Source organism: Mycolicibacterium fluoranthenivorans, assembly GCF_011758805.1.
Taxonomy (GTDB): domain Bacteria; phylum Actinomycetota; class Actinomycetes; order Mycobacteriales; family Mycobacteriaceae; genus Mycobacterium; species Mycobacterium fluoranthenivorans.
Map to the genome: position 1 here is coordinate 3,136,394 of NZ_JAANOW010000001.1, position 25,920 is coordinate 3,162,313.

General features: G+C 67.7%; 27 protein-coding genes. 16 read left to right on the plus strand and 11 right to left on the minus strand.

Annotation, left to right across the window (positions count from 1 at the left end; all coding sequences use genetic code 11):
* Window positions 1-71: 71 nt before the first annotated feature.
* Entirely contained in the window at window positions 72-1,310 is a 1,239-nt protein-coding gene (gene mshC / locus FHU31_RS15145; RefSeq protein ID WP_167159531.1) for a cysteine--1-D-myo-inosityl 2-amino-2-deoxy-alpha-D-glucopyranoside ligase, read from the plus strand.
* A gap of 35 nt (window positions 1,311-1,345) precedes the next feature.
* Window positions 1,346-2,227 (plus strand): SDR family oxidoreductase, encoded by an 882-nt coding sequence (locus FHU31_RS15150; protein WP_167159533.1) that lies wholly within the window; start codon window positions 1,346-1,348, stop codon window positions 2,225-2,227.
* 24 nt (window positions 2,228-2,251) lie between these two features.
* Here FHU31_RS15150 and FHU31_RS15155 read toward each other — a convergent pair whose 3' ends face one another.
* The gene (locus FHU31_RS15155) at window positions 2,252-3,109 is read right to left on the minus strand and encodes a PAC2 family protein (RefSeq protein ID WP_090357800.1); all 858 of its coding nucleotides are present in this window, start codon (window positions 3,107-3,109) and stop codon (window positions 2,252-2,254) included.
* Window positions 3,110-3,191: 82 nt separating this feature from the next.
* On the opposite strand from FHU31_RS15155, the gene FHU31_RS15160 reads away from it, so the two are divergent.
* From FHU31_RS15160 to FHU31_RS15175, 4 genes are all read left to right on the plus strand, one after another.
* A complete protein-coding gene (locus FHU31_RS15160; protein ID WP_167159535.1) occupies window positions 3,192-3,371 on the plus strand; it encodes a hypothetical protein in 180 nt (59 codons plus the stop codon).
* 309 nt (window positions 3,372-3,680) lie between these two features.
* Window positions 3,681-7,340 (plus strand): methionine synthase, encoded by a 3,660-nt coding sequence (gene metH, locus FHU31_RS15165; RefSeq protein WP_234901464.1) that lies wholly within the window; start codon window positions 3,681-3,683, stop codon window positions 7,338-7,340.
* A gap of 12 nt (window positions 7,341-7,352) precedes the next feature.
* Window positions 7,353-8,024: an HAD family hydrolase gene (locus FHU31_RS15170; RefSeq protein ID WP_090358215.1), complete on the plus strand. Its 672-nt coding sequence runs from the start codon at window positions 7,353-7,355 to the stop codon at window positions 8,022-8,024.
* Window positions 8,025-8,091: 67 nt separating this feature from the next.
* Window positions 8,092-9,558, plus strand: coding sequence for a sugar porter family MFS transporter (locus FHU31_RS15175; RefSeq protein WP_167159539.1), 1,467 nt, complete (start codon window positions 8,092-8,094; stop codon window positions 9,556-9,558).
* 7 nt (window positions 9,559-9,565) lie between these two features.
* On the opposite strand, the gene pth2 is transcribed toward FHU31_RS15175, so the two are convergent.
* A complete protein-coding gene (gene pth2, locus FHU31_RS15180; protein WP_167159541.1) occupies window positions 9,566-9,910 on the minus strand; it encodes an aminoacyl-tRNA hydrolase in 345 nt (114 codons plus the stop codon).
* Between the two features lie 42 nt (window positions 9,911-9,952).
* Here pth2 and FHU31_RS15185 point away from each other — a divergent pair, with 42 nt between their 5' ends.
* Genes FHU31_RS15185 through FHU31_RS15200 form a run of 4 tightly spaced genes read left to right on the plus strand, consistent with a single transcriptional unit; the run spans window position 9,953 to window position 13,057 of the window.
* A complete protein-coding gene (locus FHU31_RS15185; protein WP_090357793.1) occupies window positions 9,953-10,234 on the plus strand; it encodes a phosphoribosyl-ATP diphosphatase in 282 nt (93 codons plus the stop codon).
* Entirely contained in the window at window positions 10,234-11,118 is an 885-nt protein-coding gene (hisG, locus tag FHU31_RS15190) for an ATP phosphoribosyltransferase (RefSeq protein ID WP_167159543.1), read from the plus strand. The genes FHU31_RS15185 and hisG overlap by 1 nt, the downstream gene beginning before the upstream one ends.
* A 43-nt stretch (window positions 11,119-11,161) precedes the next feature.
* The gene (locus FHU31_RS15195; protein WP_167159545.1) at window positions 11,162-11,662 is read left to right on the plus strand and encodes a DUF4126 family protein; all 501 of its coding nucleotides are present in this window, start codon (window positions 11,162-11,164) and stop codon (window positions 11,660-11,662) included.
* 15 nt (window positions 11,663-11,677) lie between these two features.
* The gene (locus tag FHU31_RS15200) at window positions 11,678-13,057 is read left to right on the plus strand and encodes an FAD-containing oxidoreductase (protein ID WP_167159547.1); all 1,380 of its coding nucleotides are present in this window, start codon (window positions 11,678-11,680) and stop codon (window positions 13,055-13,057) included.
* Here the strand turns inward: FHU31_RS15200 and FHU31_RS15205 are convergent.
* From FHU31_RS15205 to FHU31_RS15225, 5 genes are read right to left on the minus strand one after another with little or no spacing between them, the layout of a single operon-like run.
* Window positions 13,041-13,643, minus strand: a complete 603-nt coding sequence (locus FHU31_RS15205; RefSeq protein WP_167159549.1) for a flavodoxin family protein — start codon at window positions 13,641-13,643, stop codon at window positions 13,041-13,043. The two genes, FHU31_RS15200 and FHU31_RS15205, sit on opposite strands and share 17 nt — an antisense overlap.
* 8 nt (window positions 13,644-13,651) lie before the next feature.
* Window positions 13,652-14,143: an SRPBCC family protein gene (locus tag FHU31_RS15210; RefSeq protein WP_167159551.1), complete on the minus strand. Its 492-nt coding sequence runs from the start codon at window positions 14,141-14,143 to the stop codon at window positions 13,652-13,654.
* On the minus strand, window positions 14,140-14,451 hold the full coding sequence (locus tag FHU31_RS15215) for an ArsR/SmtB family transcription factor (RefSeq protein ID WP_167159553.1): 312 nt from the start codon (window positions 14,449-14,451) through the stop codon (window positions 14,140-14,142). Before FHU31_RS15215 ends, FHU31_RS15210 begins: the two co-directional genes overlap by 4 nt.
* Window positions 14,452-14,508: 57 nt before the next feature.
* The gene (locus tag FHU31_RS15220; RefSeq protein WP_167159555.1) at window positions 14,509-15,306 is read right to left on the minus strand and encodes a thioesterase family protein; all 798 of its coding nucleotides are present in this window, start codon (window positions 15,304-15,306) and stop codon (window positions 14,509-14,511) included.
* Window positions 15,303-16,130 carry a RecB family exonuclease gene (locus FHU31_RS15225; RefSeq protein WP_167159557.1) on the minus strand — a complete coding sequence of 276 codons (828 nt, stop codon included), beginning with the start codon at window positions 16,128-16,130 and terminating at the stop codon, window positions 15,303-15,305. The genes FHU31_RS15220 and FHU31_RS15225 overlap by 4 nt, the downstream gene beginning before the upstream one ends.
* A 71-nt stretch (window positions 16,131-16,201) precedes the next feature.
* Between FHU31_RS15225 and FHU31_RS15230 the strand changes: the two genes are divergently transcribed.
* The gene (locus FHU31_RS15230) at window positions 16,202-17,086 is read left to right on the plus strand and encodes a tRNA (adenine-N1)-methyltransferase (protein ID WP_167159559.1); all 885 of its coding nucleotides are present in this window, start codon (window positions 16,202-16,204) and stop codon (window positions 17,084-17,086) included.
* A 10-nt stretch (window positions 17,087-17,096) separates the two neighbouring features.
* Here FHU31_RS15230 and lppK read toward each other — a convergent pair whose 3' ends face one another.
* On the minus strand, window positions 17,097-17,654 hold the full coding sequence (gene lppK, locus FHU31_RS15235; protein ID WP_475450079.1) for a lipoprotein LppK: 558 nt from the start codon (window positions 17,652-17,654) through the stop codon (window positions 17,097-17,099).
* A gap of 14 nt (window positions 17,655-17,668) precedes the next feature.
* Window positions 17,669-18,151: an MTB12 family secreted protein gene (locus FHU31_RS15240; protein WP_167159561.1), complete on the minus strand. Its 483-nt coding sequence runs from the start codon at window positions 18,149-18,151 to the stop codon at window positions 17,669-17,671.
* 146 nt (window positions 18,152-18,297) lie between these two features.
* Here FHU31_RS15240 and arc point away from each other — a divergent pair, with 146 nt between their 5' ends.
* Window positions 18,298-20,130, plus strand: coding sequence for a proteasome ATPase (gene arc, locus FHU31_RS15245; RefSeq protein ID WP_167159563.1), 1,833 nt, complete (start codon window positions 18,298-18,300; stop codon window positions 20,128-20,130).
* A 10-nt stretch (window positions 20,131-20,140) separates the two neighbouring features.
* A complete protein-coding gene (locus FHU31_RS15250) occupies window positions 20,141-20,764 on the plus strand; it encodes a hypothetical protein (RefSeq protein WP_263988071.1) in 624 nt (207 codons plus the stop codon).
* On the opposite strand, the gene FHU31_RS15255 is transcribed toward FHU31_RS15250, so the two are convergent.
* Window positions 20,746-21,654 (minus strand): LysR family transcriptional regulator, encoded by a 909-nt coding sequence (locus tag FHU31_RS15255; protein ID WP_167159565.1) that lies wholly within the window; start codon window positions 21,652-21,654, stop codon window positions 20,746-20,748. The two genes, FHU31_RS15250 and FHU31_RS15255, sit on opposite strands and share 19 nt — an antisense overlap.
* Window positions 21,655-21,727: 73 nt before the next feature.
* Between FHU31_RS15255 and FHU31_RS15260 the strand changes: the two genes are divergently transcribed.
* From FHU31_RS15260 to FHU31_RS15270, 3 genes are read left to right on the plus strand one after another with little or no spacing between them, the layout of a single operon-like run.
* The gene (locus tag FHU31_RS15260; RefSeq protein WP_167159567.1) at window positions 21,728-22,660 is read left to right on the plus strand and encodes a DMT family transporter; all 933 of its coding nucleotides are present in this window, start codon (window positions 21,728-21,730) and stop codon (window positions 22,658-22,660) included.
* A gap of 10 nt (window positions 22,661-22,670) precedes the next feature.
* Window positions 22,671-23,843 (plus strand): GGDEF domain-containing protein, encoded by a 1,173-nt coding sequence (locus FHU31_RS15265; protein ID WP_167159569.1) that lies wholly within the window; start codon window positions 22,671-22,673, stop codon window positions 23,841-23,843.
* 40 nt (window positions 23,844-23,883) lie between these two features.
* Window positions 23,884-25,266, plus strand: coding sequence for a sensor histidine kinase (locus FHU31_RS15270; RefSeq protein ID WP_167159571.1), 1,383 nt, complete (start codon window positions 23,884-23,886; stop codon window positions 25,264-25,266).
* Here the strand turns inward: FHU31_RS15270 and FHU31_RS15275 are convergent.
* Complete coding sequence (locus FHU31_RS15275; protein ID WP_167159572.1) at window positions 25,242-25,916, minus strand: response regulator transcription factor; 675 nt, start codon at window positions 25,914-25,916, stop codon at window positions 25,242-25,244. The two genes, FHU31_RS15270 and FHU31_RS15275, sit on opposite strands and share 25 nt — an antisense overlap.
* Between the last annotated feature and the right edge of the window lie 4 nt (window positions 25,917-25,920).

Genomic DNA, 25,920 nt, shown 5'->3' on the forward strand with positions numbered 1-25,920 from the left:
GATATTGTCGGTATTCGTTGAGTACGGGCCGACGGGAGAGCACGCTGACCGCACACCTTAGAGTCGACGCCATGCAGTCGTGGCCGGCGCCGACCGTTCCCAAGTTGCCCGGGTCGGGCGTTCCGCTGCGGCTCTATGACACCGCCGACGATCAGGTGCGGCCGGTGTCACCGGGGGAGACCGCCACCATGTACGTCTGCGGTATCACCCCGTACGACGCAACCCATCTGGGCCATGCGGCCACCTATCTGACCTTCGACCTCATCCACCGGCTGTGGCTGGATGCCGGTCATGGCGTGCACTACGTGCAGAACATCACCGATGTCGACGACCCGCTGTTCGAGCGCGCCGCCCGGGACGGTATCGGCTGGCGTGAACTCGGCGACCGGGAGACACAGCTGTTCCGCGAGGACATGACCGCGCTGCGGGTGCTGCCGCCGCGCGACTACGTCGCCGCCACCGACACCGTCGGCGAGGTCGTCGAACTGGTAGAGAAGCTCCTGGCCTCCGGCGCGGCGTACCTCGTCGACGATCCGCAGTACCGCGACGTCTACTTCCGCGCCGACGCCACCGCGCAGTTCGGATACGAATCCGGCTACGACCGGGACACCATGCTGCGGTTCTTCGCCGAACGCGGCGGGGATCCCGGCCGCGCGGGCAAGGCCGATCCGCTCGACGCGTTGCTGTGGCGCGCGCAGCGTCCCGACGAGCCGAGTTGGCCCGCCTCGTTCGGGCCGGGGCGGCCCGGTTGGCATATCGAGTGTGCGGCCATCGCGCTGAATCGCATCGGCAGTGGGATCGACATCCAGGGCGGCGGATCGGACCTGATCTTCCCGCACCATGAGTTCTCCGCCGCGCACGCCGAATCCGTCACGGGGGAGCGCAGATTCGCCCGGCACTACGTGCACACCGGGATGATCGGCTGGGACGGCCACAAGATGAGCAAGAGCCGCGGCAATCTGGTGCTGGTCTCGCGGTTGCGCGCCGACGGGGTCGATCCGGCTGCCGTGCGGCTGGGACTGCTGGCCGGGCACTACCGTGCGGACCGGTTCTGGAGCACTGACGTCCTGGACGAGGCCAACGCCCGGCTGGCTCGCTGGCGGGAGGCGGCCGCACTGCCGGCCGGACCCGATGCCACCGATCTGCTCGCCCGGGTGCGCCAGTACCTGGCCGATGATCTCGATACCCCCAAAGCGCTTGCTGCACTGGATGGTTGGGTTACCGATGCGCTGACCTACGGGGGCGCAGACACCGAGGCGCCGCGTCTGGTGGCCGGAATCGCGGACGCCCTGCTGGGTGTCGACCTCTAGGATCCGTTACCGGCGGTACGGGGTAGGTTGGTCGCATGAGTTCGTTGAGCGGCAAAGTCGTGTTCATCACCGGAGGTGCCCGCGGTATCGGCGCCGAGGTGGCCCGCCGGTTACGGGCCAAGGGTGCCCGCCTGGTGCTCACCGACCTCGATGAGGCCCCACTGGCCGAGTTGGCCGCCGAACTCGGCGGCGACACCCACGTCCTCACCGCCCTGGCCGACGTGCGGGACCTGCCCGCCATGCAACAGGCCGCCGATGCCGCGGTGGCGAAGTTCGGCGGGATCGACATCGTGCTGGCCAATGCGGGCATCGCGAGCTTCGGATCGGTGCTCCAGGTCGATCCGGAGGCCTTCAAGCGGGTCGTCGAGGTCAACGTGGTCGGGGTGTTCAACACCGTCCGGGCCACGTTGCCTGCGGTGATCGATCGACGCGGCTACGTCCTGGTGGTGTCCTCGCTGGCGGCGTTCACGTCGTCACCGGGGCTGTCGGCCTACCACGCGTCCAAAGCCGGCGCCGAGTACTTCGCCAACACCCTGCGTCTGGAGGTCGCGCACCTCGGCGTGGACGTCGGCTCGGCCCACATGAGCTGGATCGACACCCCACTGGTGCAGGACGCCAAGGCGGACCTGTCGGCGTTCCGGGAGATGCTGTCCAAGCTGCCCACCCCGCTGAATCGGACCACCACCGTGGAAGCCTGCGGCGAGGCGTTCGTGAAAGGTATCGAGGGCCGCCGTAAGCGCATCTACTGCCCGGACTGGGTCGGGGTGTTCCGCTGGATCCGGCCGTTCGTCACCACCGCGGTGGTCGAACAGCGGATCGGGGCGCTCACCCCGCAGTTGCTGCCCAAGCTGGACGCCGAGGTCGCCGCACTGGGCCGGTCGCTCAGCGCCCGCACCGAGGCGCTGCAGAAAGACTGACGGCCCGGGCTGGTCTGTCGGCCGCTACCGGCCGCGTCTGCGCAGGTAGCGCTCGAACTCCGCCGCCAGGGCGTCCCCGTCGATCTTTCCGAGCGCCTCGTTCATATCCACCTCGGCGTCCCCGCGTTCCTCAAGGGACTGGACGTACTCGGCGATCTCTTCGTCCTCGGCCGTCATCTCCGTGACCGCCTGCTCCCACTCCTCGGACTGGGTGATCAGATCGCCCAGCGGCACCTCGATGTCGAGAACGTCCTCCACTCGGCGCAGCAGCGCCACGGTGGCCTTCGGATTGGGCGGCTGCGAGACGTAGTGCGGCACGGCGGCCCAGAACGTGACCGCCGGGATCCCGGCCTGCACACACGCGTCCTGGAACACCCCGGCGATACCGGTGGGGCCCTCGTACCGGGTCTCCTCCAGGCCGAAGAACTTCGCCGAATCGGACGAGTACGCGGCACCGGACACCGGCACGGGGCGGGTGTGCGGCGTGTCGGCGAGCAGAGCTCCCAGGATCACGACGGTGTCGACGTTGAGTTTGTCGGCGATCGCCAGCAGCTCGGCGCAGAAGGTGCGCCACCGCATGTTCGGCTCCACGCCGTGCATCAGCACGATATCGCGGTCGCTGCCGGGCGGGCGGCAGTGTGAGATCCGCATCGACGGCCACACCAGTTCGCGGGTGACGCCGTCGACCTGACGGATCACCGGGCGATTGACCTGGTAGTCGTAATAGGCCTCGTCATCGATCTCGACGATCGTCTCGGCTTCCCACATCGCGTCCAGGTGTTCCAGGGCATCGCTGGCGGCATCGCCCGCATCGTTCCAGCCCTCGAAGGCCGCGACGATGATGGTGTTGCGCAGATCGGGCAGGCCATCCGACGGGGTCACACCATCAGCGTAAGCCCTGCCAGGTGTGCATGAGCGGCATCGCCCCGCCGTTGAGTTCGGGTGGACCGACTACTCTGTCGATGTGACTGCCCGTGTTGAACACTCCCATGACACCGACCTGGTCGAGGAGCTCGCGCAGCGTGTCGTGGTGGATGACGGCGCCATGGGTACCCGGTTGCAGGCAACGGACCTCGACCCCGATGAGGTCGACGATCGCGGGGCCGGCGCCGACGCGAAATACGTTCGGTTGCAGTCTGGTTAAGCAAGTGGCGACGATACTGCCGACAAGATCCGCGCGCTGTCGCTGCACGGAGCCGCGATTGCCGAGCGAGTCGACGTCGGGCTGGGCGTCCAGACGTCGATCAGGTGACGACGTAGACTTTTCTGGTCGAGAGGCGTTGCAACGGTTATCCGGGGGGCCAGGTTCCCCTGGTAGCCGCCACGCTCGGCAGAGTCAAGGACGCCTTCCGTTACGGAAGGACTTCACGTGAGCGCTGACGCGAACACCTTTACGCCGAACATCCGCCCGGACTGCACCGACGCGCTGACGGCTGCGCTGCGCGAGCGGATCATGGTCATCGACGGCGCGATGGGCACGGCGATCCAGCGGGACCGCCCGGATGAGGCCGGCTACCGCGGCGAGCGGTTCATCGAGTGGCCCACCGCTCTTCAGGGCAACAACGACCTGCTCACCCTGACGCAGCCACAGATCATCGAGGGGATCCATCGCGAGTACCTCGAGGCGGGCGCCGACATCCTCGAGACCAACACGTTCAACGCGAACGCCGTCTCGCTGGCCGATTACGACATGCACGAGCTGGCCTACGAGCTCAACTATGCCGGCGCCGCCCTGGCCCGTAAGGCCGCCGACGAATTCAGCACCCCGGCCAAGCCCCGCTACGTCGCCGGCGCCCTCGGCCCGACGACGCGGACCGCGTCGATCTCGCCGGACGTCAATGACCCCGGTGCCCGCAACGTCTCCTATGACCAGCTGGTCGCCGCCTACCTCGACGCCGTCAACGGCCTGGTCGACGGTGGCGCCGACCTGCTCATCATCGAGACGATTTTCGACTCGCTGAACGCCAAGGCGGCGGTGTTCGCCGTCGAGACGCTGTTCGAGCAGCGCGGACGCCGCTGGCCGCTGATCATCTCGGGCACCATCACCGATGCCTCCGGGCGGACGCTGTCTGGTCAGGTCACCGAGGCGTTCTGGAACGCGATCAGGCACGCCAAGCCGCTTGCGGTGGGACTCAACTGCGCGCTCGGCGCGCCGGAGATGCGGCCCTACATCGCGGAGGTCGCGCGGATCGCGGACACCTTCGTCTCCTGCTACCCGAACGCCGGTCTGCCCAACGCCTTCGGCGAGTATGACGAGTCCCCGGCGGCTCAGGCCGGCTACATCGAGGAGTTCGCCGAGGCCGGCCTGGTCAACCTGGTTGGGGGCTGCTGCGGGACGGCGCCGCCGCACATCGCCGAGATCGCCAAGGCCGTCGAGGGCAAGCCCCCGCGGACGGTGCCGGAGATCGAGGTCGCCACCCGGCTCTCGGGCCTGGAGCCGCTCAACATCACCTCCGACTCGCTGTTCGTCAACATCGGTGAGCGCACCAACATCACCGGCTCCGCCCGATTCCGCAATCTGATCAAGGCGCAGGACTACGACACCGCCCTGTCGGTGGCCCTGCAGCAGGTCGAGGTCGGTGCACAGGTCATCGACATCAACATGGACGAGGGCATGATCGACGGCGTCGCCGCGATGGACCGGTTCACCAAGCTGATCGCGGCCGAGCCGGACATCAGCCGCGTCCCGGTGATGATCGACTCCTCGAAGTTCGAGGTCATCGAAGCGGGCCTGAAGAACGTGCAGGGCAAGCCGATCGTCAACTCGATCTCCATGAAGGAGGGCGAGGAGAAGTTCATCCGCGAGGCGCGGCTGTGCCGCAAGTACGGCGCCGCCGTGGTCGTGATGGCCTTCGACGAGCAGGGCCAGGCCGACAACCTGGAGCGCCGCAAGGAGATCTGCGGGCGGGCCTACCGGATCCTGACCGAAGAGGTCGGCTTCCCGGCCGAGGACATCATCTTCGACCCGAACTGCTTCGCGCTGGCCACCGGTATCGAGGAGCACGCCACCTACGGGATCGACTTCATCGAAGCCTGCGCCTGGATCAAGGAGAACCTGCCCGGGGTGCACATCTCCGGCGGCATCTCGAACGTGTCGTTCTCGTTCCGCGGCAACAATCCCGTCCGCGAGGCGATCCACGCGGTGTTCCTGTTCCACGCCATCAAGGCCGGCCTGGACATGGGCATCGTGAACGCCGGCGCGCTGGTGCCGTATGACTCGATCGACCCCGAGCTGCGGGACCGCATCGAGGACGTGGTGCTGAACCGTCGCGAGGATGCCGCCGAGCGGCTCCTGGAGATCGCCGAGCGGTTCAACTCCTCGGAGAAGACCGAAGATCCAAAAGCCGCCGAGTGGCGCAGTCTTCCGGTCCGCGAGCGCATCACGCACGCCCTGGTCAAGGGTATCGACGCGCACGTCGACGCCGACACCGAGGAGTTGCGGGCCGAGATCGCCGTGGCCGGCGGGCGGCCCATCGAGGTCATCGAGGGCCCGCTGATGGACGGGATGAACGTCGTCGGCGACCTGTTCGGGGCGGGCAAGATGTTCCTGCCGCAGGTGGTGAAGTCGGCCCGGGTGATGAAGAAGGCCGTGGCCTACCTGCTGCCCTACATCGAGGCGGAGAAGCAACCCGGTGATGCGGCCGCCAAGGACACCAACGGCACCATCATCATGGCGACCGTCAAGGGCGACGTGCACGACATCGGCAAGAACATCGTCGGGGTCGTTCTGCAGTGCAACAACTTCGAGGTGATCGACCTCGGAGTGATGGTGCCGGCGGAGAAGATCCTGGCGGCGGCCAAGGAGCACGACGCCGACATCATCGGGCTGTCCGGGCTGATCACCCCGTCGCTGGACGAGATGGTCAACTTCGCCGTCGAGATGGAACGCGAGGGGCTGTCGATCCCGCTGCTGATCGGTGGCGCGACGACGTCGCGCGCGCACACCGCGGTGAAGGTGGCCCCCCGCCGCAGCGGCCCGGTGGTCTGGGTCAAGGACGCCTCCCGCTCGGTACCGGTCGCGGCCGCGTTGTTGGACGACAAGCAGCGTCCGGCGCTGCTGGAAGCCACCGAGAAGGACTACGCGTCCCTGCGGGAACGGCACGCCCAGAAGAACGAGCGGCCGATGCTGACGCTGGAGAAAGCCCGCGCCAACCGGACGCCGATCGAGTGGGACGGCTACACGCCGCCGGTGCCCGCCCAGGGTCTGGGAGTACGAGAATTTCTCGACTACGACCTCGCCGAACTGCGCGAGTACATCGACTGGCAGCCGTTCTTCAACGCCTGGGAGATGAAGGGCCGCTTCCCCGACATCCTCAACAACCCGGTCTCGGGTGAGACGGCCCGCAAGCTCTACGACGACGCCCAGGAGATGCTCGACACCCTGATCAAGGAGAAGTGGCTGACGGCCAACGGGGTGATCGGCTTCTTCTGCGCCAACGCCGTCGGCGACGATATCGAGGTCTACACCGACGAGACCCGCACCGAGGTGCTGACCACTCTGCACAACCTGCGCCAGCAGGGCGAGCACCGCGACGGCATCCCGAACCGCAGCCTCGGCGACTTCGTCGCCCCCAAGGACACCGGTCTGGCGGACTACATCGGCGCGTTCGCCGTCACCACCGGTCTGGGCAGCGCGGCGAAGATCGAGGAGTTCAAGACGGCCCACGACGACTACAACGCCATCCTGTTGGAGTCGCTCGCCGACCGGTTGGCCGAGGCGTTCGCCGAACGGATGCATCAGCGGGTCCGCAAGGAGTTCTGGGGATTTCAGCCCGACGAGCAGCTGGACAACGAGGACCTCATCGCCGAGAAGTACCGGGGCATCCGTCCGGCGCCGGGCTACCCGGCCTGCCCGGAGCACACCGAGAAGGCGACGCTCTGGGAGCTGATGGATGTCAAGGAGCGCACCGGGATCGAGCTGACCGAGTCGATGGCGATGTGGCCCGGAGCGGCGGTCAGCGGCTGGTACTTCTCCCACCCGCAGTCGCAGTACTTCGTCGTCGGCCGGCTGGCCCAGGATCAGGTCGCCGACTATGCGAAGCGTAAGGGCTGGACGCTGGCCGAAGCCGAACGCTGGCTGGCCCCCAACCTCGGCTACAACCCGGAGGACTGAATGCGTGCGGTGCTGAGCGCCGTCCTGTTCGATATGGACGGCACCCTGGTCGACAGCGAGAAGCTGTGGGATGTCGGCATGCACGCGTTGTACGGCCGGATGGGCGGGGTGATGACCGAGGAGTCCCGCGAGGCGACCGTCGGCGGCTCGGCCGAATCGGTGATGCTGCACACCTACCGGGATCTGGGCCTGGAGCCCGATCCGGCGGCGATCACGATGTCCATCGACTGGCTGCACGCGTATGTGGGCGAGCTGTTCGAGGGTGGGCTGCCCTGGTGCGACGGTGCCCGCGAACTCCTGGATGCGCTCCACGCGGACGGGATCCCGATGGCCCTGGTCACCAACACCCGTCGTCACCTCACCGAGAAGGCGCTGGACAGCATTGGCAGGCACTACTTTTCGGTGACTGTCTGCGCCGACGAGGTGCCGCGTGGCAAACCCGCACCCGACCCCTACCGGCGGGCCGCGCACCTGCTCGGTCTGCCGGCCGAGCACTGCCTGGCCGTCGAGGACTCGATCACCGGAACGGCTGCCGCCGAAGCTGCGGGCTGTCCGGTGTTGGTGGTGCCCAACGACATTGCGGTGCCGACCAGCCCGCGCCGGCATCTGGTCTCGTCGCTCGTCGACGTCGATGTGGCCACCCTGCGCGATATTCACTCAGGACTCGCGACCGAAGTGGCCTGACGCCGGTCCGGTCTGTGCGATGGTGAGAGTTGCACCCATCACGCAATGCCGCGGGGAAGGACTTCTCATGTCTCATGGTCCGGTAGGGGGAGACGGCCCGTCCGTCTTCGGTGACGAGAAGTTCACGTCGGGTACCAGCGCCGTACGCATCGCCTCGGTGGCGGCCCTGGGCGGTCTGCTGTTCGGCTACGACAGCGCCGTCATCAACGGCGCCGTGGCGTCCATCTCGCAGGACTTCAACATCGAGGGCCTCACGCTGGGCAACGCGGTCGCCTCGGCGCTGCTCGGCGCCGCCGTCGGCGCCATGACCGCCGGCCGGATCGCCGACCGCATCGGACGGATCACGGTGATGAAGATCGCCGCGGTGCTGTTCTTCATCAGCGCCATCGGCACCGGGCTGGCGCCGAGCGTCTGGGTCCTGGTCGTCTTCCGCGTCATCGGCGGTATCGCCGTCGGCATCGCCTCCGTCATCGCGCCCGCCTACATCGCCGAGACGTCGCCGCCACGGATTCGAGGCCGACTCGGCTCGCTGCAGCAGCTCGCCATCGTGTCCGGCATCTTCCTGTCGCTGGCCATCGACTACGTGCTGGCACAGATCGCCGGTGGCGCCAACGAGACCCTGTGGCTCGGCCTGGATGCCTGGCGCTGGATGTTCCTGGTCATGATGGTGCCTGCCGTCGTCTACGGGCTGCTGACGTTCACCATTCCGGAGTCGCCGCGTTATCTCGTTGCCAGCCATAAGATTCCGGAAGCCCGCAAGGTCTTGAGCATGCTGCTGGGCGAGAAGAACCTCGAGATCACCATCGACCGGATCAAGGAGACGCTGGAACGCGAGGACAAGCCGTCCTGGCGCGACCTGCGCAAGCCGGGCGGCGGCTTCCTCGGCCTCTACGGCATCGTGTGGGTGGGTCTGGGCCTGTCGATCTTCCAGCAGTTCGTCGGCATCAACGTGATCTTCTACTACTCCAATGTGCTCTGGGAGGCCGTCGGGTTCTCCGAAGCCGACTCGTTCGTCATCACGGTGATCACCTCGGTGGTCAACATCGTCACCACCCTCATCGCGATCGCACTGGTCGACAAGATCGGACGCAAACCGCTGCTGTTGATCGGTTCGACGGGCATGGCGGTCTCGTTGATCACGATGTCGGTCATCTTCGGCACCGCGTCGCTGGACGCGTCGGGCAAGCCGTACCTGGGCGATGTGGCCGGACCGGTGGCGCTGATCGCCGCCAACGTGTTCGTCATCGCCTTCGGCATGTCATGGGGTCCGGTCGTGTGGGTGCTGCTCGGTGAGATGTTCCCCAACCGCATCCGCGCGGCGGCACTCGGCTTGGCCGCTGCCGGCCAGTGGGCGGCGAACTGGTTGATCACCGTCTCGTTCCCGAAGCTCAGCGACCACCTGGGCGTGGCCTACGGGTTCTACGGCCTGTGCGCGGTGCTGTCGTTCTTGTTCGTCTTCCGGTGGGTCCGGGAGACCAAGGGCGTGTCCCTGGAGGATATGCACGGCGAGGTGTTGCACGGGGCGAAGGGCTAGCGAAGCCTCACAACAACCGCAGACCGCCGGTGACCGGGTCCAGGCGGTCGGCGGTATCCGGTCCGATGGCCGCGCAGGTGGGGGTGGGCACCCCGCCGAACTCGGTGCGGCCGGAGTCGACGATGCCGCGGGTGATCAGCCCCGCCGCCCGGGCCCTGGCCATCACCTCGGAGAGCTCTTCCGCGCTGCCGACTCCGACGCAGATCTTGGTGAAGTGGCTGTTCAGCCACTCGACGACCCGCGGGTCGTCGAGGTTCTCCACCACCGCGGCAACCGCCGCGTGGGCGCCCTGAGCGACCATCTTGCCCTTGCGCATGTTCAGATCGGTGCGCATCACGATGATCTGTTTCACGGTGCCCATCATGGCCACCCCTGCAAATCGGGTGGCGCACGCATGAAAGAATCGCAGGTCGTGAAGACCTTCGACGGCCTGTTCGCCGAGCTCAGTGAGAAAGCGCAGACCCGTCCCGCGGGCAGCGGGACCGTGGCCGCGCTGGACGCCGGCGTGCACGGACTCGGCAAGAAGATCCTCGAAGAAGCCGGTGAGGTCTGGCTGGCCGCCGAGCACGAGAGCGATGCGGCGCTCGCCGAGGAGATCAGCCAGCTGCTGTACTGGACCCAGGTGCTGATGCTGTCCCGCGGTCTCACGCTCGACGACGTGTACCGGAACCTCTGATGACCACTCTTCGCGCACACGGCGCATCGACGACGGATACGCTTCGCGTCGCCGTCCCCAACAAGGGTGCACTCAGTGAAGCGGCCGCCGAGATCCTGTCGGAGGCGGGCTACCGGCGCCGTACCGATCCCAAGGACCTCACCGTCGTCGACCCGGCGAACAACGTCGAGTTCTTCTTCCTGCGGCCCAAGGACATCGCCATCTACGTCGGGTCGGGACAGCTCGATCTCGGTATCACCGGCCGGGATCTGGCCGCCGAGTCGGACGCGCCGGTGCGCGAACGGCTGGCGCTCGGCTTCGGCTCGTCGACCTTCCGCTACGCCGCGCCCAAGGGGCGCGACTGGGCGGTCGAGGAGCTGGCGGGCAAGCGGATCGCCACCGCCTACCCGAACCTGGTCCGTAAAGACCTCGCCGACAAGGGGATCGAGGCCACGGTCATTCGCCTCGACGGTGCGGTCGAGATCTCCATCCAACTCGGAGTGGCCGACGTCATCGCCGATATCGTCGGTTCCGGGCGCACCCTGGGCCTGCACAATCTGGTCGCTTTCGGCGCGTCGCTGTGTGATTCCGAGGCGATCCTGATCGAACGCGCCGATACCGAACCGGATCCGGCACGCGATCAGCTGGCCGCCCGCGTGCAGGGCGTGGTGTTCGGACAGCAGTACCTGATGCTGGACTACGACTGCCCGCGCGCCGTGCTGGACCAAGCCACCGCGGTGACGCCGGGACTGGAGTCACCGACCATCGCACCACTGGCCGACCCGGACTGGGTCGCGGTCCGGGCGCTGGTGCCGCGGCGCGAGGTCAACTCGATCATGGACCGGCTGGCGGCCATCGGCGCCAAGGCGATCCTGGCTTCTGATATCCGGTTCTGCCGATTCTGATTCGCCCGGCCACACCGACACCGAGCGTGTTAGCGTCCCGGGTATGACGGTGGTGGTGGTTCTGCTACTCGCATTGTTGATCGGTGTCGTCGCCGGGCTCCGGGCACTCACTCCACCCGCGGTGGTGGCCTGGGCCGGCGCGCTGGGCTGGATCTCACTCGACGGCACCTGGGCGCATTGGCTGACCCACCCGATCACCCTGACGGTGCTGACCATCCTGCTCGTCGTCGAGCTGGTCACCGATCAGCTGCCGGCCACGCCGAGCCGAAAAGTGCCGCCACAGTTCGGCGCCCGCTTGCTCACCGGTGGATTCGCCGCGGCGGTCCTGGTGACCGGCGCGATCTACCACGCCAAGACCGGCACCATCGTCTCCGGTGTCGGCGCAGGCATCATCGGCGCCGTGCTCGGCACGCTCGGCGGAGCCGAGGCCCGCACCCGGTTGGTGGCTCGCATCGGCGGCCGTGACCTGCCGATCGCCCTGACCGAGGACGTGGTGGCCGTGATCGGGGGCTTCGCCGTCGCCGCCGCCGCGTCGCTGCTGTAACGCCGGGACAACGAGATGTCAAGCAACACAGAGTCTTTCGATGCCATCATCATCGGGGCAGGTCAGGCGGGCCCGCCCCTGGCGGCCCGGCTGACCGACGCCGGACAGCGGGTCGCCGTGATCGAACGGAAGCTGGTCGGCGGCACCTGCGTCAACAACGGGTGCATCCCCACCAAGACGCTGGTGGCCAGCGCACACGCCGCGCACTCGGCGCGCCGCGCCGCCGAATACGGGATCGGCACCGGTGACGTCAGCGTCGACATGGCGAAAGTGAAGGCCCGCAAGGACAAGATCATGCTCGACGACCGGGCGGGCGTCGAGAGCTGGCTGGAAGGGATGGCCGGCGCCAGCCTGATCCGGGGGCACGGCCGATTCGTCGATCCCCATACCATCGACGTCGACGGACGGTTGTTGCGCGCCGACCGGTTCTACCTCAATGTCGGTGGCCGCGCGTCGGTGCCGGACCTGCCCGGCCTCGACGGCATCGACTATCTGACCAATGTCTCCATCCTGGCGCTCGACACCGTGCCCGCGCACCTGGTCGTCATCGGGGGCAGCTATATCGGGCTGGAGTTCGCGCAGATGTACCGCCGCTTCGGGGCGGAGGTGACGGTCGTCGAACGCGGGCCGCGACTGGCCTCCCGGGAAGACGAAGACGTCTCGGCGGCCATTCGCGGGATCCTGGAGGCCGAAGGGATCGCGGTACACACCGATGCCACCGATATCCGATTCGAGAAGCGGGACACCGGAATTGCGGTGAGCCCGAACGCCGGGACCGAACCCGTCATCGGCAGCCACGTGCTGGTCGCGGTCGGGCGCAGGCCCAACACCGACGACCTCGGCCTCGAGCACGCCGGCGTCGAGACTGACGCCCGGGGCTATGTCGTCGTCGACGATCAGCTGCGCACCACCGCCGAGCACATCTGGGCGATGGGGGATTGCAACGGCAAGGGCGCGTTCACCCACACCTCCTGGAACGACTACGAGATCGTCGCCGCCAACCTGCTCGACAACGATCCGCGCCGGGTCAGCGATCGCATCACCACCTACGGCCTGTTCATCGATCCACCGCTGGGACGCGCCGGGCTGACCGTCGAGCAGGTGCGCCGTTCCGGGCGCAAGGCGCTGGTGGGTAAGCGTCCGATGACCCGGGTGGGTCGTGCCGTCGAGAAGGGCGAGACCCAGGGCTTCATGAAGGTCGTCGTCGACGCCGACACCAAGGAGATCCTGGGGGTCGCCATCCTCGGCGTGGGCGGGGACGAGGTGGTGCACCTGGTTCTCGACGTGATGACCGCGAAGCTGCCCTACACCGCGATCTCGCGCACCATGCACATCCATCCCACGGTCAGCGAGCTGGTGCCGACGATGCTGCAGGAGCTCACGCCGCTGCAGTAGCCGCCCGGCCGGCGAGCAGCTGCGCGGTGACCACCGTGACCCGGTGTCCGAGGTGTTCGCAGGTGCGCACATCGGCCGGGTGCACCTGATCGGCATTCGCGTCGACATCGGTCTGTGCGCCCGCGCCGAGCCAGAAACCGAGCCGGTTCAGGTCGTGTTCGCTGCCGCCGGCGCCGTTCCAACCCGGGATCAAACCCAAACTGACCCAATGCATATGGTGTTGGGCTGCAAACACCGACAACGAGATGAGGGCGGCCACCTTGTCACCGCTCTTCGCGCCGGAATTGGTGAACCCCGCCGCGATCTTGTCTCGCCACAGGCCTTCCATGCAGCGCCGGCCGGTCTGCTCGGCGAAGGCCTGGAATCCGGCCGAGACGTTACCCATGTAGGTGGGCGTGCCGAAGATGAGGGCGTCGGCGCCGTCGAGGGTGTCCCAGTCGGCCGGCGTCAACGCGTCGACGTGCAGGAGACTGACCCGGCCGCCGCCCCGCCGGACCCCGTCGGCGACGGCGTGGGCCAGGGTGGCGGTGTGTCCGAAGCCGGAATGGCAGGCGATCGCCACCTGCGGGAAGATGTTGGCGGACATGACCTCTCCTAGCTGTTGATGGTGTCGGCGACTTCGCGATAGCGCTGCTGCCAGTCGGGCAGTGGTTGTCCGGCCAGGTGAGCGCACAACCGGTCGAGAAAGGCGTGGGTGCCGGGGTGAAAACCCTTGGCGCCGGGCACCGACAACCCGCGATGACTGAACCGCAGCAGCGTGCCGGCCCCCTCCGGGTGCAACTCGTAGCGGACCACGCCGCCGTGGGCGCCCAGGATCGGCTGCCGCCATTCGTGCTCGAAGACGTGCGGCGGGTCCCAGACCAGAATCCGACCCGACACCCTGGTGCGCTCGGGGGGATAGCGCGGGCCGTTCGGGGTCATCTCGATGACCCCGTCGGCGATGGTGGTGTCGCCCAGCCATTGGCCGCGCTGCACCGGATCGGTGATCGCGGCCCACACGGCCGCGACGGGGTGGGCCAGCCGGCGTTCGAAGCGCAGGGTGGCCCGCTCGCCGTGCACGGTGAGTTCGCCTTCGTGGCAGGTCATTTCGCGCGTCCTTGATCCAGGTGGCGTTCAAGGGCGTCCAGATGACCGGTCCAGAACTGGCGGTACTGCTCGATCCACCGGTCCATCTCGACCAATCCGTCGGCCCGCAGCGCATAGACCCGGCGCTGGGCGTCGGCGCGGACCTCGACCAGGCCCACCTCACGCAGGACGCGCAGGTGACGCGACACCGTGGGCTGGGTCAGGTTCGGGAGGGCCGCGACGAGCTCGCCCGCGGTGCGCTCACCGGCGCGCAGCGCGTCGAGCAGGGTGCGCCGACTGGGTTCGGCGACGGCCTCGAACACATCCATGATTCGAGTATTGCATTGCGTCTATATAGATGCAATGCAATATTTGGCACCGTCCGGCTAGCGTCGCTGCACCAGCAGGGTCTGGGCCGAGGTGCCGATGAAGCCGTGCCGGTCGAAGATCTCGGCGTTGGTCACCCCGATACCGTCGGGACCGATCGATCCGCGCGAGCGCAACGCGAAATCCGAACCCACCGGTGCGCGGTGCAGATGCACGGCGGTGTCGGTGTTCATGAACACGAACTCGGTCGGGTCCAGCGCCGCGCCCACTCCGTTGGCCGAGTCGACCACCATCGCCAGCCGCTGTAGATCGGTCAACGGCTCGGTATCGACGAGCGGCACGAGGGGGCTCATCCAGGACACTGCCGCCTCGCCGGGGGCGGTGCGCTGGGTACGCCAACTGACCGTCTCCAGGTACCCCGGTGCACCGGCCCAGCCGTGCGGGCTGTCCGTCGCCTCGCCCTCCACCAGGGGCGGATACCGGTCGGTCACCGCATCTCGGGTATCGCTGGTGCACAGCAGCCAGGCGCTGACGGTGGCTACCGCCCGATCCGTCCCGTCCGGTCGGGTGGCGAGCATCTCGGCGTCGACCTTGGCGATGCGTGCGCCCGGGCGCACCACGCGGGCGCGCACCTTGACCGGCGCCACCGGGATGGCACCCAGGATGTCCAGCACCAGCCTGCCGACCCGCAGTTCGGGGCGATCGGCGCACAGGTCTTCGATGGCCTTGGTCATCAGCGCCAGCGGTGGTGACCCGTGCTGAATCGCCGAATCCCAGTTGCTCGCCGTGCCCGGGGTGGATTCGAACACCGCGAGGTCGCCGTCCGAACCCGTCCGGCGGTAGTGGCAGTCGATCATGCAGGGGTCTCCGCCGGCCCGGTGGACGTGGGCCAACCTGGATACGGCGGAGGCGTGCCACCGAATTCCGGGCACAGCGCCTGATGGCTGCACCAGTCACACAGTCGCGACGGCTGCGCGCGGAAATCGCCCGTCGCCCCCGCGGATTGGATGGCCCGCCAGATCGCCATCAGCGTCCGTTCGAAACCCGCCAGCTCGTCCATTTCGGGGGTGTAGTCGAGGATCTGGCCGTCGGCAAGGTAGATCAGCCGCAGCCGGGCGGGCAGCACGCCACGCGAGCGCAGCAGCGCCAGCGCGTAGAACTTCATCTGGAACAGCGCCTTGGCCTCGGCGAAGGGCACCCGGCCGGTCTTGTAGTCGACCACTCGCAGCTCACCGGTGGATGCGACATCGATGCGATCGACGAAACCGCGCAGCAGCGTGCCGTCGCTCAGTTCCACCTCGACCCGCTGTTCGCAGCTCTGCGGGTCGAACCGAGTCGGATCCTCCAGCCGGTAGTAACCCGAGAGCAGCTTGCGGGCGTCGGCCAGCAGACCGTCGCGTAGTGCCGGATCCAGCTCGGCGAGTTCCGGCGACTCGGACAGCATCCGATCCCAGGCGGGCCCCACCAGTGCCAGCGCGGTGTCGGCGACCCGGTCGGCGGCGGGCAGACCGTAGAGCTGTTCCAGCGCGGCGTGCACCACCGACCCCCGAACCTGGGCGACCGACATGGGCTCGGGCAGGCGGTCGATGGCGCGGAAGCGGTACAGCAACGGGCACTGCTTGAAATCCCCGGCACGCGACGGTGACAGCGCCGGGCGCCGCAACGTCAGTGGCACGCTCATGGCCTCAGCCTAGGTTCGCCCACCGACAACGGTTGGCAGCCGGGACGGCGCGTCTGGCAGTCTGATACTCCGTGTCTATTACCGGTCCGTTCGTCGTCGGCGATCGTGTTCAGCTCACCGACCCCAAGGGGCGGCATTACACGATGGTGCTCGCGCCCGGCGCGGAGTTCCACACCCACCGGGGCGCCCTGGCCCACGACGACGTGATCGGGCAGCCCGAGGGCAGCGTGGTGAAGTCCGCCAACGGTGACGCCTTCCTGGCGCTGCGTCCGCTTCTCATCGACTACGTGCTGTCGATGCCGCGCGGTGCGCAGGTGATCTATCCCAAGGACGCCGCCCAGATCGTGCACGAGGGCGATATCTTTCCCGGCGCGCGGGTGCTGGAGGCCGGCGCCGGTTCGGGCGCCCTGACCTGCTCACTGCTGCGCGCCGTCGGCCCGCACGGCCAGGTCATCTCCTACGAGGTACGCGACGACCACGCTGTGCACGCGATTCGCAATGTCGAGACATTCTTCGGGGAGCGCCCCGCGAACTGGGACCTGCGGATCGCGGATCTCAACGACCACAGCCGTATTCCGGGCACGGGCGAAGTGGACCGGGTGGTGCTGGACATGCTGGCGCCGTGGGAGGTGCTCGGCACGGTATCCGAGGCCCTGATCGCCGGTGGGGTGCTCATCGTCTATGTCGCCACGGTGACGCAGCTCTCCCGCACCGTGGAGGCGCTGCGCGAACAGCAGTGCTGGACCGAGCCCCGGTCCTGGGAGTCGCTCCAGCGGGGCTGGGACGTGGTGGGCCTGGCGGTCCGCCCGCAACACAACATGCGCGGGCACACCGCGTTCCTGATCAGCGCCCGAAAGCTGGCACCGGGCACCGTGACACCGACGCCGCTGCGCCGCAAACGGCAGGCGCAGGTGGCTGCGGAGGTGGAGAAGCGGGCTCAGGAAGCCGACGAATAGTCAGCGCACCTCAGCGCGGCGGGGGCGCCGGCATGGGTGTCGGCGGGGGTGTCGGGGTAGGCAACGGGGTTTTCGTGCCCATCTCCAAGAGCTGATTGGCCGTGTCCCGGCTCATCTGCCAGCCGTTGGGTGTCGGGGTGAACCGCATCGGGTAGACGAACGGCCGCGGCTGCGGGTTGGGTGACGCCGCCGAGCTGACGGTCATGGTGGCCACCACGTCACCCGGTGCGTCGGGCGCCCAGGCCAGATCGGTGGCGGTGAAGGTCAGCGGCAACAGCCGGTTGTCCGAGAGTGCCCGGCCGAAGTTGTCCAGTGCGGCAGCGTCATCGGGCGTGGCGTACTGCACCAGGGCGACCTTCTGCTCGCCGGGAACCGAAGTATCGGCGAGCCGGGAGAGGACGTCGGTGAGCGCTTCGGGGGCGGGCAGCGCCGCTTCACCGGGTGGGGCGGCGACGGAACTGACCGTGGCCGTCGGGGCCGGTGGCACGGGATCGGCACTGCACCCGGACAGCCCGAGTGCCGCCATCGAGATGGCGGCACTCAGCACTGCTACCGGGTGGCGGTACACCGAATGACTAGGGGTCAGACGGCCGACAGCAGCGCCAGGGCGGAGTCCTTGGAGATCTGCCAGCCGGTGGGGCTCGGCCCTGCGACGAACGTCACCGGCTGCGAGGCGGACGAGCCGGTCGCCGCGGTGGCGGTGACGTTCGCGGTCGCGAAGCCCTCACCCTCGTCGATGTCCGTGAGGGCGAAGGTCAGCGGGAACTGACCCTTCGCCGCGGCGTTGCGATAGGCACGATCGGCGGCGATCGTCTCGAAACGCCCCAGGCCGCCCTGGATGTAGGCGGCTTTGCCGGCGAATGAACCGGGGCCGGCCAGGCCGTTCAGCGTCTGCACCAGAGGCGCCTCCAGCTGCGGTGCCGGCGTCTGCGGCATCGGGATGTCCCACACCACCGGGGTGACGGCGGGCGCCGCTCCGGATGCAAGGGTCGTCACACCGCCCGCGGCCGCACCGGCGATGACAGCAGCGGCGGCAAGACCGGTCACGAGGGGTTTCAGGAACACAGTGGTCCTTTCGATTGGGCCAACTCGATAATGAGGTTAACAAGGGTTGCTGGTGTGTCGAATTCCTAGACCGCACACAAAGGCTGAATCGCCGGTAGCTTTGAAGTTGTTACTGCACCAACATTCGGTGCGGGAGGGAGCGCAACATGAGTGAGTCAGAGCGTTCAGAGGATTTCAGCGACGATCTGAGCACATCCATCTCCAGCGACGATGCTGCCGAACTAGAGCGCCTGCGCCGAGAAGCGGCCGCGCTGCGCGAGCAGTTGGAAAATGCCGTAGGAGCGTCGAGCGGCCTGCGAACCGCGCGTGACGTGCACCAGCTCGAGGCGCGTATCGATTCCCTGGCGACCCGCAACGCCAAGCTGATGGACACCCTCAAGGAGGCCCGGCAGCAGCTGCTGGCCCTGCGTGAGGAGGTCGACCGGCTCGGGCAGCCGCCCAGCGGTTACGGCGTGTTGTTGGCCACCCATGACGACGACACCGTCGACGTGTTCACCTCCGGTCGCAAGATGCGGCTCACCTGCTCGCCCAATATCGAGACCAGCACGCTCAAGCAGGGGCAGACCGTGCGCCTCAACGAGGCGCTCACCGTGGTCGAGGCCGGCGCCTTCGAGGCCGTCGGTGAGATCAGCACCCTGCGCGAGATCCTGTCCGACGGCCACCGGGCGCTTGTCGTCGGCCACGCCGACGAGGAACGCATCGTCTGGCTGGCCGAGCCGCTGGTTTCCGCGGAGTTCCTGCCCGAGGGTGTCGAGGTGCAACTCGACGAGGACGACAAGCCCCGCAAGCTGCGGCCCGGTGACTCGCTGCTGGTCGACACCAAGGCCGGCTATGCCTTCGAACGTATCCCCAAGGCCGAGGTCGAGGACTTGGTCCTGGAAGAGGTCCCCGATGTGGCCTACAGCGATATCGGTGGCCTGACCAGGCAGATCGAGCAGATCCGCGACGCCGTGGAGCTGCCCTTCCTGCACAAGGATCTCTACCGCGAGTACTCGCTGCGCCCGCCCAAGGGTGTGCTGCTGTACGGCCCGCCCGGGTGCGGTAAGACCCTCATCGCCAAGGCGGTCGCCAACTCGCTGGCCAAGAAGATGGCCGAACTGCGCGGGGAGGATTCCCGCGAGGCGAAGTCCTACTTCCTCAACATCAAAGGCCCCGAGCTGCTGAACAAGTTCGTCGGCGAGACCGAGCGGCACATCCGGCTGATCTTCCAGCGGGCCCGTGAGAAGGCCTCCGAAGGCACGCCGGTGATCGTGTTCTTCGACGAGATGGACTCCATCTTCCGCACCCGTGGCACCGGGGTGAGCTCCGATGTGGAGACCACCGTCGTCCCGCAGCTGCTCAGCGAGATCGACGGTGTCGAAGGCCTGGAGAACGTCATCGTCATCGGTGCCTCCAACCGGGAGGACATGATCGATCCGGCCATCCTTCGGCCCGGCCGCCTGGATGTGAAGATCAAGATCGAGCGCCCGGATGCCGAAGCGGCACAGGACATCTTCAGCAAGTACCTGACCGAGAATCTGCCGGTGCACGCCGACGACCTCGCCGAGTTCTCCGGTGATCGTGCGCTCACCATCAAGACGATGATCGAGAAGATCGTCGACCGGATGTACGCCGAGATCGACGACAACCGGTTCCTGGAGGTCACCTATGCCAACGGTGACAAGGAAGTCATGTACTTCAAGGACTTCAACTCCGGGGCGATGATCCAGAACGTCGTGGACCGGGCAAAGAAGTACGCGATCAAGTCGGTGCTCGAGACGGGCTCTCGGGGTCTGCGGATCCAGCACCTGCTGGACTCGATCGTCGACGAGTTCGCCGAGAACGAGGACCTGCCCAACACCACCAATCCCGATGACTGGGCCAGGATCTCGGGCAAGAAGGGGGAGCGGATCGTCTACATCCGCACCCTCGTCACCGGCAAGAGTTCGTCGGCCAGCAGGGCCATTGACACCGAGTCGAACCTTGGGCAGTACCTCTAGGGGCCGCGACGTGTCCGACGAAGTCTCGGTGAGCGACGGGGTGTTCGGTCTGCGCTACGGCGAGGTGCTGTTGGTCCACCTGACGGAGTCCGGTCCGGAAGCGACGGTCTACAACACCTTCCCGCTCAACGACTGTCCCGGTGAGCTGTGGGATCAGCTCGACGCCACGGCGATTGCCGCGGAGGCCGGGGCGGTCGCGGCGATCCTGAACGGGCCCCGGTACTGGCTGATGAGCGGTATCGGCAAAGCCGACAGGGAATCGATGCAGCGCAAGACGTTCGGTGGCCTCGAGATGAACCGTCAGGCCACGGTGCAACTCGCGTCGATGAACCCGGCGGCCTACACCGAGAACAAGGTGGACCGCAAGGCCGTCTTCACCTTCGACGCGGGCCGGCCGGTGTACCAGCTGGTCGATCCGGACGGCAGGCGGTGGATCATGCAGACCTACAGCCAGACCGTCGATCCGACACTCGGCCTGGACGATCTCGCCGGCCTCGCCGAGAGGTTGTCCGTGCCGCCCGGTTGGCGCTACGAGACGCACGTGCCGTCGTCGTCGATCGTCGTGGACACCACCACGCGGCCCGCGAGTGTGCTCCAAGACGACCTTGCGAACAGTTACTCACTGATCGACTGACCGGCCACCCCGGCGGCGATCGCGCGGAGCTCCTCGAGCACCAGCGCGATGGCCGGCCGGGCGTCGGCGCCCACGCGAGTCACCGCTTCGACGCGCCGGGCCAGCCGGATGTCACCGATCGGCCGGCGCACCAGGTCACGGGCCAGTGTGACGTACCGCGGCATCAGCGCGATACCCAACCCGGCCGCCACCAATTCCTCGACCACGCGGAAGTCGTTGACCCGCTGGGTGATCCGCACCGGCACCCCGGTGAGCGTGGCGATCGACTTGAACACGTCATCGACCATGAGGCCCCCTTCCACGCCGATCCAGTCCTGATCGGCGAGCTCGGAAAGACGCAGCCGGTCGGTGCCTGCCAACGGATGTTGCGGTGGCAGCAGCACGTCCAGCGGTTCGCGCAGCAGCACCGTGGAGGTGAACCTCGGCCCCCAAGCGCTGCCGTCCCGCTCGTCGCGGTGCACCACGACCACGTCGAAATCGGCGAGTTGCTGCGGTGCACGCGCCGCCGGCACATCGATATCGCGACCGATCACCTCGATGCCGCGGCCCCCGGTGTTGACGATCAGCGGTGCCAACAACATTGCCGCACCGGAGGGGAAGAAGGACACCGTCACCTGCCCGCGGGCGGTGGTGCGGTAGCTGTCCATATCCGCCTGCGCCAGGTCCAGTGCGGCAAGCACGCGTTCGGCATGACCGACCAGCACCTGCCCGGCGTCGGTAAGTCGCACCCGCCGGCCGTCCGGCTCCAGCAGCGTGACACCGGCCTCCCGTTGCAGGGTCTTGAGTTGTTGGGATACCGCGGAAGGCGTCATGGACAGGACATCGGCCACCGCGGCGACCGTGCCGTGATCGGCAAGTTCGCGCAGCATCCGCAACCGCAGCGCATCCATGTAGTAAGTCTACTGCTATAGGTAAGAAGAAGTAGCTGGACTGAATGGTTGATGCGGGAGCAAGGTGGGTCCCGTGCCTCGCCACCGTGTCGACCTCGCCTTGCTTGCCGTGGCCCTGGTGTGGGGATCGAGCTACCTCGCCGCCAAGGAGGTCGTCCACGCGGACGGTGTCTTCGCGTTCCTGGCGCTGCGGTTCGGGATGGCGGTCTGGGGCCTGATGCTGGTGTTGGGGCGGCGGGTCGCCCGGATCGGCCGCGACGACGTGATTGCGGGATCGCTGTTCGGCGTCATCCTGGCGGCCATCTGTGTGGGTGAAACATACGGGGTGACAATGACATCGGCGTCGAATGCCGGCCTGATCATGGCGCTGACGGTGGTCATCACCCCGCTGTTGGGCGGCCGGGGCGCCGTCGCGCCGTTGTTCTACGCGCCGGCAGCAATGGTGGTCCTCGGCTGCGTCGCGCTGACCCAGTCGGGCGGCGGTTTCGCGCTACCGGGTGCCGGCGACGTCCTGATCGTGGGCGCGGCGGCGCTGCGCGCCGTGCACGTCACCGTGATGTCGCGAACGTCGAAACCGCGCCGGCTCGATCCGACGTCGGTGACGCTGGTGCAGCTGACCACGGTGGCGGTCCTGACGGCCCTGCCCGCCGCTGCGCTCGGACAGTTCTCCGCGGTGCCGCAGATGTCGGGCCGGGGTTGGGCACTGACCGCCTATCTTGCGTTGGCCTGCACCGTTTTCGCGTTCGGAGCCCAGATGTGGGCGGTGCGCTACAGCACACCGGCACGGATGAGCCTGCTGCTCGGCACCGAACCGCTGTGGGTGGTGGTCATCGGGGTCGGGGTGGCCGGTGATCCGGTCACGGCGCTCGGCGCGCTCGGCGCGCTCATGGTGGTGAGCGGGACGCTGTGGGCAGCAGCCGTCGACAGCGCAACGGTGAGCGGCCCCGCCAGGCGTGGCAAACCCACGCGATCGGGGCGCCTGGGAAATAAACGTGGAAGCAAATAGTCTGTTTCCGATGCTCCACGAGCCGATGATTCCCGACGTCCGCACCATGTGGATGGTCGTCGCCACCACAGCGGTGTTGTTCGGAGTCCTCGAGGTGTGGGCGGGGTGTGCCGGGCGGCGCGACACCTCGATGGTGCTCTGGGGGTGTGCCAACCTCGCAGGCGGTTTGGGCGCCGGTCTGCTCAGCACTCAGGGTGTTCTTCCGTACGCGCTGTCCGAGGCCGTGGCGAACGGCTTCCTGGTTCTGGTCTGGGCCCTCATCTGGGCAGGCGGGCAGGCGTTCGCTGGGCGGCCGGTGCCTTGGGCGGCAGCCACCTCGGTACCGGTACTGGTGACCTTCGCCTGCCTTGTGGTGCCGCCGCTACCCACCGACATCGTGCTTCGCATCCATCTGACATCGCTGTCGATCGTCGGTTATCTCGTGCTCATCGCCGTCGACTCACTGCGCGCCGATCGGGCCGAACGCCTGATGACGCGCCGAGTGCTGGCCACCCTGGCCATCGTGTCCGTGTTGCCGGTGATCTGGCGATCGATCAGCGCTCAACTGCACGGCGCGCCATTCGAGTTGATGAAGAACACCGCCGATACGGCGATGCCGTTGGTGGGTCTTTTCGTGATGGCCATCGCGATCAATGTCTGTCTGCTGCTGATCGGGCGCGAGCGGCTGGGCAATCAACTGGCAGCGGCGGCCACCCACGACGGCCTCACCCGAACCCTCAACCGGTCCGGCTTCCTGCAGAGCGCGCGCCAAGCCGTGGACGAATACCAGCGCGGCTCCCGGCCGTGTTCGGTGATCGTGATGGATCTGGACGAGTTCAAATCGGTCAACGACCTCTACGGGCATGCCGGCGGTGATCGTCTACTCGTCGGATTCGCCGCGGTGGTCCGCGACAACCTGCGCGAGACCGACCTGATTGGCCGGATCGGCGGCGAAGAGTTCTGCGCGCTGCTGGTTGACATCGACGGTGCCGAGGCTGCCGTGATCTCCGAACGGATCCGAACCGCCTTCGCCGGAACAGAGTTCGTCCATGCCGGCGAGGCACTCACCGCCACGGTGAGCATGGGTGTGGCGCAGATCGGGCTCGACGAGGAGCTCGCCGCGGCCATCCGACGAGCCGATCTGGCCATGTACCGGGCAAAGCGCGACGGACGCGATGCCGTGGTCCGCGCCGACAAACGGTGACCACGCGTCCGCGATCACCCTGATGAGGCACAGTAAAGCGATGCGACGTGGCCTTGCGCGCCCCGGGAAGTGGGGGATCTCGGCCCGTTCGGCATTCGTCGCGGCCAGCGTGGTGTTCGTGGCCCTCGGCGTCACGGGGATGGTGCTCGCGGGGGTGCTCTACCGCTCGATGCTGAGCGAGGTCGACAATGCCGCCGCGGCCCGCGTTGCCCGGGCCGCCGCGGTGATCGCCGCCCGCGGCCCGGCGGCGCTGGATGCCGAACTGCTCGCCACCGACACCCGGGTACTGGCCGTGCAGGTCATCGGCGCCGATGGGACGGTGCTGCACCGCTCACCGGGCGCGCCGGGCACACCGTTGATCCCGGTCGGCGCAATCGATGCGGGCCCGCGGATCGGTATGCCCGAACATGATTCACCGTTCGGAGAGATCCGATTCAGTGCGCAGACCGTTGTCGGACCCGATGGGGCGCGTTATACCGTCGTCGTCGGTGAGGGCAGCCCACTGGTGCTCTCGACGGTGGGCACCGTGGTGACCGCCCTGGCGGTCGCCACGCCGGTGGTGATCGCGGCATCGGCGGCGGCGACCTACCTATTGGTCCGCCGGTCCATGCGCTCGGTCGACGATATCCGCTCCCGGGTCGCCGCCATCACCACCTCCGATCTGTCCGGCCGGGTCCCGGTGCCCGACAGCAGAGACGAGATCGCCGCGCTCGCGCTCACGATGAACGAGATGCTGGCCCGGATCGAGGCCGGGCACGCGGCCCAGCAGCGGTTCGTCGGCGACGCCTCACACGAACTGCGCAGCCCCCTGGCCACCATCATCTCGGCGCTCGAGGTCGCCCAGGCGCACCCCGACCTGCTCAATTCGGAACTCGCCGACCACACGCTGCTGCCCGAGGCGCACCGGATGGCCGGCCTCATCGACGACCTGCTGCTGCTGGCGCGGGCGGACGAGCGTGGGCCGGCCGCGAGGTTCGGCGATGTCGACCTCGACGATCTGGCCATCGAGGCCGCCCGGACCCTGCGCCGCACCACCTCGTTCGAGGTCCGTTGTGAGGTGGCACCGACCAGGGTGACCGGCGATGCCGAGGCGCTGGCCCGGGTGCTGCGCAATCTGCTCGACAATGCCGCCCGGCACGCGGCGTCGATGATCGAGATCACCGTCGGCGCCCCGGCGACCGGCGGCGGTGCGGTGCTCACGGTCGGCGACGACGGTCCCGGCGTGCCCGAGCCCGATCGGCTACGCGTGTTCGACCGGTTCGTCCGGCTGGACGGGGACCGCTCGCGCAGTGCCGGCGGTTCCGGCCTCGGCCTGGCGATCGTGGCCGAAATCGTTGCCGCCCACCGCGGGCGGGTCTGGATCGAGGAACGCCCCGGCGGCGGTGCCCGGGTGCGGGTTCAGTTGCCGCCGACGACGCGGTAGCCGACCCCGCGGACCGTCTCGATGGTGTTCGTGCCGAACGGGGTGTCGATCTTGCGGCGCAGGTAGCCGACATACACCTCGACCACGTTGTCCGGTCCGTCGTAGTGGGTGTCCCACACGTTGTGCAGCAACTCGGCCTTGGCCACGGCGACGTCCTTGTGGCGCATCAGATATTCGAGCAGGCCGTACTCCCTGGGGGTGAGCGCGATCGGCGTCTGTCCCCGTGACACCGACCGATGGATCGGGTCCAGTGTCAGATCACCCGCGGTGATCAACGCCGGTCGCTGCGTCGCGCTGCGGCGCATCAGCGCCCGCAGTCGCGCGACCAGCACGATGAACGAGAACGGCTTGGTCAGATAGTCGTCGGCACCGAGTTCGAAGGCGTCCGTCTGGTCGTAGTCACCGTCCTTGGCGGTGAGCATCAAGACGGGTGTCCACACCTCCCGGGTGCGCAGCCGGCGCAGCACCTCGTAACCACTGAGACCGGGCAACATGATGTCCAGCACGATGACGTCGAACTGCTGCTCCGAGGCCAGCCGCAGCCCCTGTACTCCGTCGGCGGCTTCGGTCACCGTGCCACCCTCGGCGCGCAAGCCGGCACTCAGGGTGGACCGCAACCGGGCTTCGTCCTCGACGATCAGAAGTTTCATGGCA